Origin of the sequence: Bradyrhizobium sp. IAR9, assembly GCF_013408065.1 — a bacterium.
Taxonomy (GTDB): Bacteria; Pseudomonadota; Alphaproteobacteria; order Rhizobiales; family Xanthobacteraceae; genus Bradyrhizobium.
In genome coordinates this window covers 76,394-92,590 of the sequence record NZ_JACBZW010000011.1, presented here as the reverse complement: position 1 = coordinate 92,590, position 16,197 = coordinate 76,394, and the positions used below count along the sequence as shown (strand labels likewise).

General features: G+C 64.9%; 11 protein-coding genes. 7 read left to right on the top strand and 4 right to left on the bottom strand.

Going from position 1 to position 16,197, the window contains the following annotated elements; translation table 11 throughout:
* Window positions 1-15 precede the first annotated feature (15 nt).
* Window positions 16-1,188 (bottom strand): 4-hydroxybenzoate 3-monooxygenase, encoded by a 1,173-nt coding sequence (pobA, locus tag GGD67_RS26435; RefSeq protein ID WP_179736930.1) that lies wholly within the window; start codon window positions 1,186-1,188, stop codon window positions 16-18.
* Window positions 1,189-1,238: 50 nt separating this feature from the next.
* Here pobA and GGD67_RS26430 point away from each other — a divergent pair, with 50 nt between their 5' ends.
* Window positions 1,239-2,144, top strand: coding sequence for a helix-turn-helix domain-containing protein (locus GGD67_RS26430; RefSeq protein ID WP_179736928.1), 906 nt, complete (start codon window positions 1,239-1,241; stop codon window positions 2,142-2,144).
* A gap of 355 nt (window positions 2,145-2,499) precedes the next feature.
* Window positions 2,500-3,111, top strand: coding sequence for an NYN domain-containing protein (locus GGD67_RS26425; protein ID WP_018317036.1), 612 nt, complete (start codon window positions 2,500-2,502; stop codon window positions 3,109-3,111).
* Window positions 3,112-3,135: 24 nt separating this feature from the next.
* On the opposite strand, the gene pcaG is transcribed toward GGD67_RS26425, so the two are convergent.
* Window positions 3,136-3,762, bottom strand: a complete 627-nt coding sequence (pcaG, locus tag GGD67_RS26420; protein ID WP_179736926.1) for a protocatechuate 3,4-dioxygenase subunit alpha — start codon at window positions 3,760-3,762, stop codon at window positions 3,136-3,138.
* Window positions 3,763-3,765: 3 nt separating this feature from the next.
* Window positions 3,766-4,554 carry a protocatechuate 3,4-dioxygenase subunit beta gene (pcaH, locus tag GGD67_RS26415; protein ID WP_179736924.1) on the bottom strand — a complete coding sequence of 263 codons (789 nt, stop codon included), beginning with the start codon at window positions 4,552-4,554 and terminating at the stop codon, window positions 3,766-3,768.
* Window positions 4,555-4,655: 101 nt separating this feature from the next.
* On the opposite strand from pcaH, the gene GGD67_RS26410 reads away from it, so the two are divergent.
* From GGD67_RS26410 to GGD67_RS26395, 4 genes are all read left to right on the top strand, one after another.
* On the top strand, window positions 4,656-5,576 hold the full coding sequence (locus tag GGD67_RS26410) for a LysR family transcriptional regulator (protein ID WP_018317033.1): 921 nt from the start codon (window positions 4,656-4,658) through the stop codon (window positions 5,574-5,576).
* A gap of 89 nt (window positions 5,577-5,665) precedes the next feature.
* A complete protein-coding gene (gene pncB / locus GGD67_RS26405; protein ID WP_018317032.1) occupies window positions 5,666-6,970 on the top strand; it encodes a nicotinate phosphoribosyltransferase in 1,305 nt (434 codons plus the stop codon).
* Between the two features lie 249 nt (window positions 6,971-7,219).
* Entirely contained in the window at window positions 7,220-8,533 is a 1,314-nt protein-coding gene (locus tag GGD67_RS26400; RefSeq protein WP_179736922.1) for a GGDEF domain-containing protein, read from the top strand.
* A gap of 356 nt (window positions 8,534-8,889) precedes the next feature.
* Window positions 8,890-11,493 carry an autotransporter domain-containing protein gene (locus tag GGD67_RS26395; RefSeq protein ID WP_246784378.1) on the top strand — a complete coding sequence of 868 codons (2,604 nt, stop codon included), beginning with the start codon at window positions 8,890-8,892 and terminating at the stop codon, window positions 11,491-11,493.
* Window positions 11,494-11,506: 13 nt separating this feature from the next.
* Here GGD67_RS26395 and GGD67_RS26390 read toward each other — a convergent pair whose 3' ends face one another.
* Window positions 11,507-12,139: a TetR/AcrR family transcriptional regulator gene (locus GGD67_RS26390; RefSeq protein WP_179737170.1), complete on the bottom strand. Its 633-nt coding sequence runs from the start codon at window positions 12,137-12,139 to the stop codon at window positions 11,507-11,509.
* A 651-nt stretch (window positions 12,140-12,790) separates the two neighbouring features.
* Between GGD67_RS26390 and GGD67_RS26385 the strand changes: the two genes are divergently transcribed.
* Entirely contained in the window at window positions 12,791-16,195 is a 3,405-nt protein-coding gene (locus GGD67_RS26385) for an acyl-[ACP]--phospholipid O-acyltransferase (RefSeq protein WP_179736920.1), read from the top strand.
* Window positions 16,196-16,197: the final 2 nt, after the last annotated feature.

Genomic DNA, 16,197 nt, shown 5'->3' with positions numbered 1-16,197 from the left:
CCAGACGCGCCGCGCCTAAAACGGCAGTCCCACGTAATTCTCCGCGAGCAGGCGCTGCGCCGTCTCGGACGAGAGTAGATAGTCCAATTCCGTCTGCTGAAGCCGGTCCTCGTATTCGAGCCGGTCGGGGAAGCGGTGCAAGAGCATCGTCATCCACCAGGAGAAGCGCTGCGCCTTCCAGATCCGCGCGAGCGCCTTGGCGGAATAGCCGGCAAGCCCGGAATCATCGCCGCGCTGATAATGCGCGAGCAGGGCGTGATAGAGATAGTAGATGTCGGACGCCGCGCTATTCAGCCCGCGCGCGCCCGTCGGCGGCACGATGTGAGCGGCATCGCCGGCGAGGAACAGGCGGCCATAGCTCATCGGCTCGGCGACGAAGCTGCGCAAGGGCGCGATGCTCTTCTCGATCGACGGCCCCGTGATCAGCTTGCCGGCGACCTCCTCCGGCAAGCGGCGCTTCAGCTCGGCCCAGAACGCGTCGTCACTCCAATCCTCGACCTTATCGGTCAGCGGCACCTGGACGTAGTAGCGGCTCAGCACCTGCGAGCGGAGCGAACAGAGCGCAAAGCCGCGCTCGTGCTTCACATAGATCAGCTCGGGCGACACCGGCTTGGTGCGCGACAGCACCCCCAGCCAGCCGAACGGATAGACCTTCTCATATTCGCGCAGCACATCCTTCGGGATCGACTTGCGGCTGACGCCGTGAAAGCCGTCGGCGCCGACGATGTAGTCGCACTCGACGCGGACGGTCTCACCGTTCGATCGATAGGTCACGTAGGGGCGGTCCGAGGTCAGATCATGCGGCGTCACGTCCTGCGCATTGTGCACGACCTTGCCGCCGAGGCGGTCCCGCGCCTCGTAGAGATCGCGCGTCAGCTCGGTCTGGCCGTAGACCAGCACCGAACTGCCGCCGGAATGCTTGTGCAGATCGATCTTGGACAGCACGCCGTCATGGGCGATCTCGAAACCGGTGTGGATCTCACCCTCGCGATCCATCCGCTCGCCGCACTGCGCCTCGCGCATCAGCTCGGCGAAGCCATGTTCGAGCACGCCGGCGCGGATGCGGGCGAGCACATGGTCGCGGCTGTATTTCTCGAGCACGACCGCGTCGATGCCCTTGAGGTGCAGCAGCTGGGATAACAACAGCCCGGACGGCCCGCCGCCGATGATACAGACCTGAACCTTCATTTTCGCGTCCTCCCGTCGGCACTTTTTTGCAGATTTGGCGGCGCAGACCGATGGAGGGTTTCGCCATTGTCTTGTACTATTCGAACATGAGAAGCGCGCTCCCTGCCCCGGCGATCCGGGTCTACAATTTGTTCGGCGAGTCCGGCGATCTGCCCGACGTCGTGCATTGCGAGACCATCGCGTCCCGCTCGGTGCTGCACGACTGGACCCTCGCCGTGCACCGCCATGCCCGGCTGCACCAGGTGCTGCTGATCGAGCGCGGCGGCGGCGAGGCGACGCTTGACGGGCGCGTGGTGCAGCTGAAGCCGATGCAGATCGTCAACGTGCCGGTCGGTCACGTCCACGGCTTCCGCTTCGTGCCTGATACGCAAGGGTGGGTGCTGACCATCGCCGCGGAAATTCTGGACGAGGCGCTGCTTGCCGCCGAGGGCCTGCGCAGTCCGCTGTCGCGCTCAGCCGTGGTGCGCGGAACGCCGCAGATCCGCGCCACCATGAAGCAGATCTTCGCCGAACACGCCGCGCGCGATTTCGGCCGCGCGCATGTGCTGCGGGCGTTGTCGTCCGCCATGATCGGGCTGGTGGCCCGCGCGCTGACCAGCGAGAGCGGCGGCAACGGCACGGTCGAATCCAGCCTGTTCCGCCGCTTCGAGGCGCTGCTGGAGCAGCATCACCTGGAACGCTGGAGCGTCGCGGACTATGCCGAGGCGCTGGCGGTGACGCCGACACATCTCAACCGGATCACACGGGCGGCGACCGGCGATACCGCCTCGCACCTCATCCTCAACCGGCTGATCCGCGAGGCGCGGCGCAACCTCGTCTATACCAATTTGCCGATCTCGACGATTGCCTACACGCTCGGCTTCGAGGATCCCGCCTATTTCAGCCGGGTCTATGCCGCAGCCACGGGAGTGTCGCCGCGCGCCTTCCGCGCGCAGCTGCATGGCGATGAAGGTTGACACGTCGGACGAAAGACCGAGCGCGCCCATGGATGAAGGCGACATTGCCGCAATGGCCGCCTTTGCTGCCGGTGCAGCCACTTACCTTCGTATATCGGGTCCTATCCTTTGCATAGAAGCCCCTTACCTCAGTACAATTGAGCAGGACCTGCTCGCGCCTTAGCGTGGCTGCATTCGGCGCCCTGGCGCTGGTGGCATGGAACCTCCCTTACCTTGGCGCAAGACGGCCACCCCTGTCCGGTCGTCTGCGCCGCTTTTTCAGCAAGCCATCGGCGCCTTCAGTATTTTCCGGCCGACATACCGTACCCTGACAGCTGATCGGCCAGCTTTCGTGTGGACTGGAGATTTGAGCACAATGTCTTCGATTGAGAAGATCGCACTCTTTATCGATGGCTCCAATCTCCATGCCACCTCCAAGGCGCTCGGCTTCGACATCGACTACAGGCGTCTGCTCGGCGAATTCCAAAGCCGGGGTGTGCTGTTGCGGGCCTTCTACTACACGACCCTCATCGAGAATCAGGAGTATTCGTCGATCCGCCCGTTGATCGATTGGCTCGACTATAACGGATACACCGTCGTCACCAAGCTCACCAAGGAGTTCGTCGACGCCACCACGGGCCGCCGCAAGGTGAAGGGCAGCATGGATGTCGATCTCGCCGTAAGTGCGATGGAGCTCGCCAAGCACGTCGATCAGATCGTGCTGTTCTCGGGCGACGGGGATTTTCGTTCGCTGGTGGAAGCCCTGCAACGCCGCGGCGTCCGCGTGACGGTCGTCTCCACACTCTCCACTCAGCCACCCATGGTCGCCGACGACCTGCGCCGGCAGGCCGATGTATTCATTGACCTGGCAGAACTGAGACAGAAAGTGGGGCGCGATCCGGTCGACCGGCCGGGATCGCGCGAAATGCGTCAGTCGCCGCAATTCCTCGCGCGCGGAGCGATCAATCGCGGCGATCCGGTGGAGTGATCCTGCCGGACGGCGGCCCAATCCTCACACGTCGAAGAACACCGTCTCCTCCGGCCCCTGCAGATTGATCGTGAAGCAATATACGACCTTGCCGCCGCGCTCGCTGCGCTTGGCGACCAGCGTCGAGCGCCGGGACGGCTGTTCGATCAGGTTGAGCACGGGGTCGGCGGCGTTGGCGGCCTCTTCGTCCGAGAAATAGAGCCGCGTGTTGAGGCCGATATTGATGCCGCGCGCGACGATCCAGACATTGATGTGCGGCGCGCATTTCCGGCCCGCCTTGTCGACGATCGCGCCCGGCTTGATGGTCTCGAAGGTCACGAGGCCGCTCTCGAAGTCGGAGCCGGCGCGGCCCCAGCCGCGAAACTCCTGCTCCAGCGCGCCGGCCGAGCGATCGGCCGGATGGTTGTAGCGGCCGTTCGCATTGGCCTGCCAGATCTCCAGCAGCACGTCGCGCAGCGGCGTACCGGTGCCGTCGAGCACCTTACCTTCCAGCGTGATGCGCTCGCCCTCTGTATTCGGCGTTGTCAGGACATTCGAGAAGTTCTTCTCGAAGATGTCGAAGCCGGCCATCGCCGGGATCAAGCCGATATGGACGTAGGGCCCGGCCGTCTGCGAGGCGGTTTCCTTGAGATAGTTGAGCGGCTGCGGCATGGCTCAGTTCCCCGCGGTGCGGTTTTCAAAATAGGTGGAGCGCTGGCCGCGCAGGACGATGTCGAAGCGGTAGGCCAGCGAGTCGAACGGCGCCGAGGCGTTGAGGTCGAGCGGCGCCACGAGGCGGTCGAGCGCATCCTGGTCCGGAATCGTCGTCAGGATCGGACAGACCGGGATCAGCGGATCGCCCTCGAAATACATCTGCGTGATCAGCCGCTGCGCAAAGCCCGAACCGAATACCGAGAAATGGATGTGGGCGGGACGCCAGCTATTGACGTAGTTGCGCCAGGGATAGGGCCCCGGCTTCACGGTGCGGAAATAATAGTAACCGGTGTCGTCGGTGAGCGCGCGGCCGCAGCCGCCGAAATTCGGGTCGACCGGCGCCAGATAGGTGTCCTTCTTGTGCCGGTAGCGGCCGCCGGCGTTGGCCTGCCAGAACTCGACCAGGGTGTTCGGAACGCCGCGGCCGGTCTCGTCCAGCACGCGGCCGTGGACGATGATGCGCTCGCCGACGGGATCGCCGTCCTTGGCGTAGTTACGGATCAGATCATTGTCGAGCGGACCGAGATCGTTTTGGCCGAACACCGGCCCCGTGATCTCCGAGACCGAGCCCTCCAGCGACAGCAGCGACTGCCGCGGCGAGCGAAGCACCGAGGATTTGTAACCGGGCGCATGCGCGGGCGGATGGATCGAACGATCGCGCTGGAAGAAGCCGCCATCGCCGAGCGGCGGCGTCAGGGGCTCGGGGCGGTTGAGGCGGGGATCCCGCAAGGCTGGCGCCTGGGCATTCATCGTGTCTCTCCCTGGGGCGCCCGGGGTCCGGACGCGCGGCTTATCGGGAGATCATGGGCTGGTCTATTCCGCAGATAAATAGATTGATTATAATATATTGCATGAAAGAAATCGATCATTTGGCCCTCGACGGCCACGCCCTCGAGCTGTTCCTTGCGGTGCTGGAGGAAGGCTCGGTCACGGCGGCCGCCACCCGGCTCGGCCTGACGCAGTCCGCCGTCAGCCACGCCCTGAACAAGCTGCGGCGGATCGCGGGCGATCCCCTGTTCGCCAAGTCCGGCCGCGGCATCGTCGCAACCGCGCATGCGCAAGCGTTGGCCGCAAAGGCGCGCGCACTGATCGACGAGATGCGAAGCTTTGCCGGCGGCGTCAGCTTCGAGCCGCCGCGCGCGCAGCTTTCGTTGACGATCGCGGCCAATGACTTCCAGCGCGATCTGCTGCTGCCCCGGTTCTTCGATCATGTCGCCGGCCAGGTGAAGAGCCTGAATTTGCGCGTGATCCCCTCGCAGTCGCCCTCCCCCGCGATGCTGCGTGAGAACCGCTGCGATCTCCTGATCACGCCGCTGCCGCCGTCCGGCATCGACATCGTGCAGAAGCGCCTGCTGAGGGATCATTACGTCTGTTATTTCGATGCCAAGGCGCGTACTGCGCCGGCCAGCCGCAGCACCTATCTCGCCGCGCGCCACATCACCGTCGTCTATACCGACAATGAGAGGCTCGATTTCGACCGCCGGCTGGCGGCCAACGGTCTTCACCGCGACATCGCGATCTCGGTCCCGAGCTTTTCCGGCGTGCCGTCCTTCCTGCGTGGCTCGCAAATGCTGGCGAGCATGCCGAGCCTGCTCGCATCCGGCGTGATGCGCGGCTTCGCGCAAACGCGGATACCGCTGGCGTCCCGCACGCGGACGCTGGCCGAGCTGCCGATGTTCATGGTCTGGCACCAGCGCTATCAGAAAGATCCGGCTCATCGTTGGGTCAGGAGCCAGCTCGAGACGGTCGCAGCGACGGCCGCCAAGGCTTGATAAGGCCTGATCGCCGATACCGCCTTTCGGAAGACCACCCTTCGCCAAACCCACTGGTTGCGCGCAGGCCGCCGCGCTAAAATCCCCCCATGACAGTGACCGATATTGCGAGCCGGACCTACAATCACAGCTGGCGGCTGGACCCCATCATCCGCAGCCTGCTTGATACCGACTTCTACAAGCTATTGATGTTGCAAATGATTCGGGAAGACTACCCGGATCAGCAGGTGACCTTCTCGGTCATCAACCGCTCGCGCCATGTCCGGCTTGCCGAGATCATCGACGAAGGCGAGCTGCGCGCCCAGCTCGACCATGCCCGCACCATCCGCTTCACCAAGAAGGAGCTGATCTGGCTGGCAGGTAACACCTTCTACGGCAAGACCCACATGTTCTCGGCGGACTTCATCCGCTGGCTGGCCGAATTCCGCCTCCCCGAGTATGAGCTGCGCAAGGTCGAGGGCCAGTACGAATTGCATTTCCACGGACCGTGGACCCACACCACGATGTGGGAGATCCCGGCGCTCGCGATCCTCAACGAGCTGCGCTCGCGCGCGGCGACGAAGGGCCGCGGCCGCTTCGAGCTGGACGTGCTCTATGCCCGCGCCAAGGCCAAGCTGTGGACCAAGGTGGAGCGGCTGCGCAAGCTGGAGAATCTGCGCCTGTCCGACTTCGGCACACGTCGGCGTCACGGCTTCCTCTGGCAGCGCTGGTGCGTGGAGGCGGTGAAGGAAGGCCTGGGTCCGTCCTTCATCGGCACCTCCAACGTGCTGCTCGCGATGGACAACGATCTCGAAGCCATCGGCACCAATGCGCATGAGCTGCCGATGGTCGCCGCGGCACTCGCCAGGGACGACGAGGAGTTGCGCTGGGCGCCCTATCGCATTCTCGACCAGTGGCGCCAGACTTACGGCGGCAATTTGCTGATCGCGCTGCCCGACGCCTTCGGCACCAAGGCCTTCCTGCGCGATGCGCCGGAATGGGTCGCGGACTGGACCGGCTTCCGCCCCGACAGCGCGCCGCCGATCCAGGCCGGCGAGGAGATCGTCGCCTGGTGGGAAAGGAAGGGGCGCAATCCCAAGGACAAGCTGCTCGTCTTTTCGGATGCCATGGATGTCGGCTCGATCGAGGAGACCTATCACCACTTCGCCGGCCGGGTGCGGCTCTCCTTCGGCTGGGGCACCAACCTCACCAACGACTTCGTCGGCTGCCCGCCGGACGGCTCGTTCAATCTCGATCCGATCTCGCTGGTCTGCAAGGTGTCGTCGGTCGATGGCCATCCGGCCGTCAAGCTCTCCGACAATCCGGAGAAGGCGACCGGCATGCCCTCGGAGATCGAGCGTTATTTGCGCGTGTTCGGCGACGCCGGCCGCGTCCGCAAGCCGGTGCTGGTCTAACGGCACCGACGAAACTCTCTCGATCGGGTAAACCGCGCACGACGAATGCGAGGCATTCGTTCGTCGATGCGGCGCCTTGTCCTATTTACCGGCATTTGAAGCGATCTGCGCATATCGGCTTCACAGCGCTTTCACCCTGCGATGCAGTCTCCCGCGCCTTTCAGGCCGAGTTAAGCAACCATATCCTCTACTTGGCGTTGCAGGCGCAGCGCTCCGCTGGGGGTCATTGCGCGATTTGGGGAACGCAGGGTGTTTCGCAGAACAGCGACGTCGACGAAGGGACACAGCTTCCTTCATGTCATCAAGCTCGTCTCGCCTTTCGTGATGGTCGTCGTGCTCCAGGCGACGATCGCGGGATTCAGTCTCGAGGTGATGTCGTCGGTCCGCGCCTATGTCGCGGGCGAGGCGATGTGGTCGCGCTCGCAGAAGAACGCCGTCTATTTCCTCAATCTCTATTTGCATTCGGGCGATGCCAGCCAGTTCACGCAATACCAGGCCTCGCTTGCCGTTCCCATCGGTGACGAGTTCGCGCGCTGGGCACTCGAGCGTGATCCGGTCGACGTCGAGGCCGCCCGCATCGGCTTCCTGCAAGGCGGCAACCATCCCGACGACGTGCCGGGACTGATCTGGCTGTTCCGCTACTTCAACCGCGTCAGCTTCCTTCAGGACGCGATCCGCGAGTGGGCTGCCACCGATCCGATGCTGCTGGAGCTGAGCGTGTTCGGCGAGGTCATCCGGTCCGAGCTCGCGAAGGGACCCATTCAGGACGAGGACCGCCTGCAAGTCCTGTCATCGCGGCTCTCCGAGCTCAACGCCCAATTCACGGTGCATGCCAAACGGTTCTCCACGGTGCTCGGCGAAGGCTCCCGCGCCATCAAGCTGACGCTGACCGGCATCAACATCGCCACCGCCGCGGCGCTGATCCTGCTCCTGATCTGGCACACCAGGCGCTTGGTGCTGCAGCGACAGTCCTTCGAAGACGCTCTGCATGCCGAGAAGGAACGCCTGGCGTGGCAGGCATCGCACGACTGGCTGACGGGCCTCGCCAACCGGCGCGCCTTCGAGGCACGCCTGCAAAGCGAGCTGGACAACGTTGCGGCCGGTCCGCTCGGACTGATCCTGCTCGACCTCGACCAGTTCAAGAGCGTCAACGACGGCTGCGGTCATCTCGCCGGCGACCGCCTGCTCTGCCAGATCTCGAACCTGCTGCAACGGGATCGGCGGCCGCATGACCTGGTGGCCCGGCTCGGCGGCGACGAATTCGGCCTGATCCTGCCGCAGTGCTCGCCTGCGAACGCGGTCGACATCGCCGAACGGCTGCGGCGATCGCTCGAGCTGTTCAACTTCGCCTGGGACGATCGCTGCTTTGCGGTGACCGCCAGCGTCGGCGTCGCCTGCATCGTGCATCGCAACATCACGCTCGAGGATGCAATGCGGCGCGCCGATGCGGCCTGCTACCGCGCCAAAGAAAAGGGACGCAACCGCGTTCAGGTCGATGGCGGGCGACCGGACGTCGTCGTGGTCGCGCCTTGGCACCGCGAAGCCGCCGCCGCGCAAGGCTGATTGCCGCCCGCGCATCATTTCAATTCGACGGTCGGCCGACATTGCGATCGGGTTGAGTTCGCCTCAGACCGACCCGATGACGCCCCGGTCCATCCCGGCGCGCCGGACAACCCGATGACACGGCGCAGTTGTGACGCCGCGGCCACATGGCTTTGAAAAAGCGGCGCTCTTCGCATTCGGACACATCACATTGCGCGCCGGGCCACGATGGCCGGCGCCTCCTTCTCTAAGCATGGCACTGCCCAATATTTGCGGCGCGATTCCACGGGTTGCGCCGCAGGAGGAGTTTGGAAGTGCCTTGGAATCGTTTGCTAGCCCCGCGCAATATCGTCCGCTCGAACACGCCCCGGCGGCGCATGCTACTTCTGGGCACCGCGATCGGTGCCCTCGCCGCAAGCGGTCCGCTACCGTGGTTCATCACGCCGGCGCAAGCGGTGTGTGTGGTGACCGGAGCCGGCACGCTGACGACGCTTCAGTCGGGTGATTCAATCACCTGCGTCGGGAATAACACCCAGATCAAGACATTCCCCGTAGTCAACGGCGTCACCATCAACATCGGCGACGGCACCACCGCGACCACGGTGAACGACCCCACTTTTGCGAGCATTGTGCTTCAAACAGCATCCAACAGCTCGATCAGGGTCTTCAACAACGCCTCGGTCGGGTCAGCCAACAGCGACGGCATCATCGTGTCGGGCGGAGCCAACAATGCAATCACCGTGGATGCGGGTGCCGCAGTTGGGTCACCGGTCCTCGGCTCGACGGCGCTCAGTCTGTCCGGTTCGAGCAACAACACCATCGTGATCGGAGGGACGGTTGGAAGCGGGACTGCCGGAAGCGCCGGCATCGGCATATTCGCCGGCTCGGCGAGCAATCAGGTGACCATCCTGTCGAGCGGCCTCGTCCAGGGCAACGGCCCGGCGGCCTTCGAGCTCAACGGCGCGGCAGACGGCAACACCATCAACAACGCCGGCACGATATCGAATGCCTCGGGCACCGCGATCATCGGCTCGAACAGTCAGGACATCATCATCAACGCCGGCACGATCGTCCACAACATCGTCAGCACGGCCGTCGACCTCAAGGGCGGCAACGACGTCTTCGAGCTCCGCGCGGGATCGAACATCACGGGCTGGGTCGTGGGTGGTAGCGGAATGGACACGTTGCGCCTGGGCGGAACCGCCAACGCGGCGTTCGACCTCGGCACATTCGGTGCGGCCGGCCAGTTCAAGGACTTCGAGATGATGCAGAAAACCGGCAGCTCCACCTGGACGCTGACGGGTTCGACGACGGACGCAGCGACCATGAATGTCCAGGCCGGCAGCCTCGTCGTCGATGGCGGGATGCCCAACGTTGCGATGACGATCAGCGGCGGCACCCTCGCCGGAAACGGCGCCATCGGCGATCTCACCGTGCTCTCGGGCGGCACGGTCGCACCCGGCAATCTCGGTTCTCTCACGAGCTACGGCAATACCACGTTCAACGCGGGCTCGACCTACGCGATCTCCGTCAACGGGGCCGGACAATCCGACAAGATTGCTGCCTCGACCGCGACGCTGAACGGCGGCACCGTCGCTGTCACCACGCTTGCGGGCGCCTACGGCCCCTCGACGAAATATACCATCCTCAGCGCGCCGAACGGCCTGACCGGGACGTTTTCCGGTGTGACGATTAGCGGATACAATCCGCAGTTCTTCTCCTCTGCCCTTGGCTATGACGGATTCTCTGTCTTCCTGACACTCAACTACAACGCGGCAGCCTTCTCTACCGTCGCCCAGACGCAGAACCAGAAGGCCGTGGCCGGCGCGCTGAGCTCGTTCGGCGCCAATTTGCCTTTCCTGTCCTCGTTCGCGGGCCAGAGCGATGCACAGCTCCGTTACAATCTGGATCAGCTCTCGGGCGAGGCTGCGACCGGCGCGCAACAGGGCGCCTTCCAGTTCACGGGCCAATTCCTCGGCCTCATGCTCGATCCGTTCGTGAGCGGACGCGGCGGCCCGGCTACGGGCGCAGGCGATACGGCATTCGGCTTCAGCCCCGAACGTGCCGCGCTGCCTGCGGATGTCGCCCTCGCCTACAACAAGCTTTTGGGTGCGCCGTCTGCGAAAGCAGTGCCCTTTGCGGAGCGCTGGACGGCCTGGGGCACGGCATTCGGCGGCACCAACCGGACCAGCGGCGACCCGGTCGTGATCGGCAGCCATGATTTGGGCGCGCGCGCGGGCGGCTTTGCTGCCGGCGCCGATTATCATGTCAGCCGCGATGCACTGGTCGGCTTCGCGCTTTCGGGCGGCGCTACCAAATGGGACCTCGCGCAGGCAATCGGCGGCGGCAGGAGTGATGCCATGCAGGCCGGTGTCTACACCGCCGCGCGTACGGGGCCAGCCTATTTCGCCGCATCCCTCGCCGTGGCCAATCACTGGATGTCGACGGATCGCTTCGCCCCCTTTGGCAACCGGCTGACCGCGAAGTTCGACGCACAAACCGTCGGCGGCCGCATCGAGGGCGGCTACCGCTTCGCAACGCCGCTCGGCGGCATCACGCCATACGCAGCGGCGCAGGCACAGGTCTTCCGCACGCCGACCTACACCGAGACCGACCTCGGCGCCGGCGGCTTCGGCCTGACCTATCGGGGGCGTACGGCCAGCGCCACGCGGGGCGAGGTCGGCACGCGCTTCGATCGCGCGATTCTGCTCACGCCAACGTCGGTCCTCACCTTGCGCGGTCGTGCAGCCTGGGCCCATGATTGGGTGAGCGATCCGACGCTGGTCGCCGCCTTCCAGGCGCTGCCCGGCGCGAGCTTCATCGTCAACGGCGCGACGCCGGCAAGGGACGCCGCGCTCGCAACCGCCGGGGCCGAGCTGAAGTTTTCGAGCGGCGTTGCCCTGTCAGCCAAGCTCGACGGCGAGTTCGCGGCCCGCAGCACCACCTATTCCGGCACCGCGAGCCTGCGATACGCCTGGTAGCACCGGCGCCCGATCAAGACTTCCGCGCGCCGACCGGCAGAATGCCGAGGCCGGCGAGATGGGCGTCGACGAACTGTTCGATCTGCTGACGCAGCATCTGCGGCGGCACGGCCACCATGCGCTCCTCGAGACCGAGCGAGATGATTCCGTGCACGGCAGAAAACAAGGTGCGCGACAACAGCGCGATCTTCACGTCATCCGCATCCGGTAGCAGCCGCACCAGGGGCGGATGCATCAGCGCAAATGCATCCATCACCATCTGCAGGATGTCGTCGGGATAGGGACGGTCGTCCTCCATTCGATGCTCGAACAGCGAGCGCAGCAGATTGGCGTGCTCCGCGAAGAATTCGAGATAGGTCTCGGCAAGCCCGTAGAGCTGGCGAACGGGATCTTCGGCCGGAACCCCGCGAAGCCGGGCCGTGAGCGCCTGAACGGTCTCCCGATTGACGGTCAGGATGACCCCGTCGAAGTCGCCGAACTCGTTGTAGACGCTGCCAACGGAGCAGCCGGCGGCCTCGGCAACGTCCCGAACCTTCAACGATCTCAATCCTTTAGTCGCGATAACCCCCCGCGCGATCTCCAGGATCTGGAGCCGTCGCCGATTTTTTTTCCGATCCCGCAACGATTCTTCTTGAACATTGTTCATTTTCGAGCTACTCATGTGAACATTGTTCAAATTAACCTGGAGACGACCAAAATGCAAACCCTCGCTGTTGATATCGCCGCTACCTTCGTCGACGACGCCACCGCCCTGGTGACCGGCCTTGGCCGCGCCCTGCTGCGGTTCGCCATGACGCCGATCGATCGCATCGCAAATGCCTGCGACATTGCCGGCGTGCTGACTGAACGCCGGGCGACCTTGCGGATGTGGCGGGCGAGCCGCGCGCGTGCCCGTCAGGACGGCCGCCGGATCAGCCTGCTCCGCCGCCTCTCGCCCTTTCGTCACCTCGCCCATCTCACCTGAGGCGCACCCGACCTGCACACGCAGGTCGTCTCGAATGCAAGAACTGGTTGCAAGGAAGGACTTACCATGTCCCGATGTTCGCGGCCGATCTCGCCAGACTTCAGTGACGCGGTTCAGCTTTTCCTCATCGCTCGGCGCATACCCGGTAAGGCGCGCCCAGATATTTTGCGAACCTAACGACGCCGCTTGGAGACCAACAGGATCAGAGGGATCGAGGGGACAAGGCAGGCCGGCCATCAGCGCCCGCAATCGTTCGTCCCCTCCCCTTCCGGTCGTGACGCTTCAAAGACAACGTAACGAACCTCATTCTGCCTTTCCAAAACAGGACTAGTCATGATCAGGGAATTGATGTCGTCACGCCGCTTTGCCCCACTGTTCTGGGCGCAATTCTTCTCGGCGCTCAATGACAACGTGCTCAAGAACGCGCTCGTCATCATCCTGCTTTACAGCGCCGCAACCGGCCACGGCGATGCGCTGGTGACGGTGGCAGGCGCGGTCTTCATCTTCCCCTATTTCATCCTGTCCGGGCTCGGCGGCCAGCTCGCCGACAAATACGTCAAATCCGTCGTCGCAAGGCGGCTCAAGTTCGCCGAGATCTTCGCTGCTTGCTTTGCCGCCGCCGGCTTCTTCCTGCACTCGGTGCCGCTCCTGTTCGCAGCGCTCGCCCTGTTCGGCACCATCGCCGCGCTGTTCGGGCCCGTGAAATACGCCATGCTGCCGGATCAGCTCGAGCTCGGCGAGCTCGCGACCGGCAACGCGCTCGTCGAAGGCGCGACCTTCATGGCGATCCTGCTCGGCACCGTCGCCGGCGGCCAGTTCGTGGCGGGATCCGCGCATATGGGCTGGGTCGCATCGGCCGTGGTCGTGCTGGCCTTGCTGTCATGGGCCTTCGCCTCCCGCATTCCGCAGACGACGCCGTCGGCGCCCGATCTGCCCGTCGACGCCAATCCCTGGACCTCGACGGTGAGCCTTCTCAAGACCCTGCATGCCGACCACCGGCTGTGGGACGGCACCGTGATCGTCTCCTGGTTCTGGCTGGTCGGCGCGATCGTGCTGTCGCTGCTGCCGGCGCTGGTCAAGGATGTCGTTGGCGGCACCGAGGGCGTGGTGACGCTGTGCCTTGCGATCTTCGCAATCGGCATCGCCATCGGCTCGCTGTTTGCCGCGAGCCTCAGCCACGTTCGCCCGAATCTCGCGCTGGTGCCGATCGGCGCCATCATCATGGGATTTGCCGGCCTCGATCTCGCCTGGGCCATCGGCGTCACCGCCAAGGGGCAGGACATCACCGCGGCCGGTTTCGCGACCTCGTTCGCAGGCCTGCGTATGCTCGTCGACTTCGTCGCCTTCGCATTCGGCGGCGGCCTGTTCGTCGTTCCCTCCTTTGCCGCGGTCCAGGCCTGGTCGGCACCATCCGAGCGCGCCCGCATCATCGCCGCCGGCAACGTGCTGCAGGCCGCCTTCATGGTGGTCGGCTCGCTGTTCGTCGCGCTGCTGCAGGCGGCCGGCCTTCACATCGGCTGGATCTTCTTCGGGCTCGGCGTCGCCAGCTTCGGCGCAGTCTGGTTCGTGCTGACGAAATGGGGCAAGGAAGGCGTGCGCGATTTCGGCGGACTGCTGTTCCGCGCACTGTTCCGCACCGAGGTTCGCGGCCTCGAGAACCTGCCGCCTGCCGGCACGCGCATGCTGATCGCGCCCAACCATGTCAGCCTGATCGATGGCCCGCTGCTCCATGCCGTGCTGCCGATCGACGCGAGCTTCGCGGTCGACACCGGCATCGCCAAGGCCTGGTGGGCCAAGCCGTTCTTGCGCGTCGTCAAGCACTACACCATGGATCCGAGCAAGCCGCTGGCTGCGCGGGACCTGATCAAGCTGGTCGCCGCCGGCGAGCCGGTGGTGATCTTTCCGGAAGGACGCATCACCGTCTCGGGCTCGCTGATGAAGGTCTATGACGGCACCGCGATGATCGCGGACAAGGCCGATGCGGTGGTCGTACCCGTTCGCATCGAAGGCGCGCAGCGCTCGCATCTCAGCTACCTCAACTCCAGCCAGATCAAGCGCTCGTGGTTCCCGCGTGTGACGGTCACCATCCTGCCGCCGATCAAGCTGCCGGTCGACCCGGCGCTGAAGGGCAAGGCGCGCCGCAACGCCGCCGGCGCCGCACTCCAGGACGTGATGATCGATGCGATGGTCAAGAACGCCATGCTCGATCACACCCTGTTCGAGGCGCTCGGACACGCCTATCGCGACCGTGACACCGGCAAGGTCATCATCGAGGACGCGCTCGGTACCAAGCTGACCTATCGCAAGCTGATCCTTGGCGCGCAGGTCTTGAGTCGGAAACTCGAGACCGGCACCGCCGTGGGCGAGAATGTCGGCGTGCTGTTGCCGAATTCCGCAGGCGTCGCCGTGGTCTTCATGGCGCTGCAGAACATCGGCCGGGTACCGGCGATGCTCAACTTCTCGGCCGGCCCCGTCAACGTCCTCGCGGCCATGAAGGCCGCAGAGGTCAAGACCGTGCTGACATCGAAGGCCTTCATCGAGAAGGGCAAGCTCGACAAGCTGATGGCTACGATCTCCGCGGAAGCCCGGGTCGTCTATCTCGAGGACGTCCGCGCCTCGATCGGGACGGCCGACAAGATCAAGGGCCTGCTCGCAGGCACCGCGCCGCGCGTCGCCCGCCAGGCCAGCGACCCCGCCGTCGTGCTGTTCACGTCGGGTTCGGAAGGCACGCCCAAGGGCGTGGTGCTGTCCCACCGCAACATCCTCGCCAACGCGGCGCAGGCGCTGGCGCGGGTCGATGCCAACGCCAATGACAAGGTGTTCAACGTGCTGCCGGTGTTCCATTCGTTCGGGCTGACCGGCGGGATGATGATGCCGCTGCTCGGGGGCATTCCAATCTACATGTACCCCTCGCCGCTGCACTACCGGATCGTGCCCGAGCTGATCTACCAGACCGGCGCCACGATCCTGTTCGGCACCGATACGTTCCTCACCGGCTACGCCCGCTCGGCGCACGCCTACGACTTCCGCACCCTGCGCCTCGTGATCGCCGGCGCCGAGGCGGTCAAGGACCGCACGCGGCAGGTGTTCATGGAGCGCTATGGCATCCGCATCCTCGAAGGCTACGGCGTCACCGAGACGGCGCCGGTGCTGGCGATGAACACGCCGATGGCCAACCGCCCCGGCACCGTCGGCCGCCTCTCGCCGCTGATGGAAAGCCGCCTCGATCCGGTCCCCGGCATCGAGGAAGGTGGGCGCCTCTCGGTGCGCGGACCGAACGTGATGCTCGGTTACCTCAGGGCCGAAAATCCGGGCGTGCTCGAAAAGCTTCCCGAGGGCTGGCACGACACCGGCGACATCGTCGCGATCGACGCAGCCGGCTTCATCACCATCAAGGGCCGTGCCAAGCGCTTTGCCAAGATTGCCGGCGAAATGGTCTCGCTGTCCGCGGTCGAGAGCATCGCCGCGACGTTGTGGCCGCAGGCCGCATCGGTCGCCGTCTCGATCCCCGACCCGCGCAAGGGCGAGCGCATCGTGCTGCTGACGACGGAGAAGAATGCCGAGCGCAGCGCAATGCAGGGCCAGGCCAAAACGATCGGCGCGTCCGAACTGACCGTTCCAGCGGCGATCTTGGTGGTCGACAAGGTGCCGCTGCTCGGCACCGGCAAGACCGACTACGTCACCGCGACGACGATGGCGCGCGAGCAGGCGTCCGCGCCGGAGCGCGAAGTGGCGTAAGG

What these genes read in the sequence shown, in the direction of transcription:
- pobA (WP_179736930.1), bottom strand. Translation starts at nt 1,188, where the DNA reads ATGAAGGTTCAGGTCTGTATCATCGGCGGCGGGCCGTCCGGGCTGTTG.
- GGD67_RS26430 (WP_179736928.1), top strand. Translation starts at nt 1,239, where the DNA reads ATGGAGGGTTTCGCCATTGTCTTGTACTATTCGAACATGAGAAGCGCG.
- GGD67_RS26425 (WP_018317036.1), top strand. Translation starts at nt 2,500, where the DNA reads ATGTCTTCGATTGAGAAGATCGCACTCTTTATCGATGGCTCCAATCTC.
- pcaG (WP_179736926.1), bottom strand. Translation starts at nt 3,762, where the DNA reads ATGCCGCAGCCGCTCAACTATCTCAAGGAAACCGCCTCGCAGACGGCC.
- pcaH (WP_179736924.1), bottom strand. Translation starts at nt 4,554, where the DNA reads ATGAATGCCCAGGCGCCAGCCTTGCGGGATCCCCGCCTCAACCGCCCC.
- GGD67_RS26410 (WP_018317033.1), top strand. Translation starts at nt 4,656, where the DNA reads ATGAAAGAAATCGATCATTTGGCCCTCGACGGCCACGCCCTCGAGCTG.
- pncB (WP_018317032.1), top strand. Translation starts at nt 5,666, where the DNA reads ATGACAGTGACCGATATTGCGAGCCGGACCTACAATCACAGCTGGCGG.
- GGD67_RS26395 (WP_246784378.1), top strand. Translation starts at nt 8,890, where the DNA reads ATGCTACTTCTGGGCACCGCGATCGGTGCCCTCGCCGCAAGCGGTCCG.
- GGD67_RS26390 (WP_179737170.1), bottom strand. Translation starts at nt 12,139, where the DNA reads ATGAACAATGTTCAAGAAGAATCGTTGCGGGATCGGAAAAAAAATCGG.
- GGD67_RS26385 (WP_179736920.1), top strand. Translation starts at nt 12,791, where the DNA reads ATGATCAGGGAATTGATGTCGTCACGCCGCTTTGCCCCACTGTTCTGG.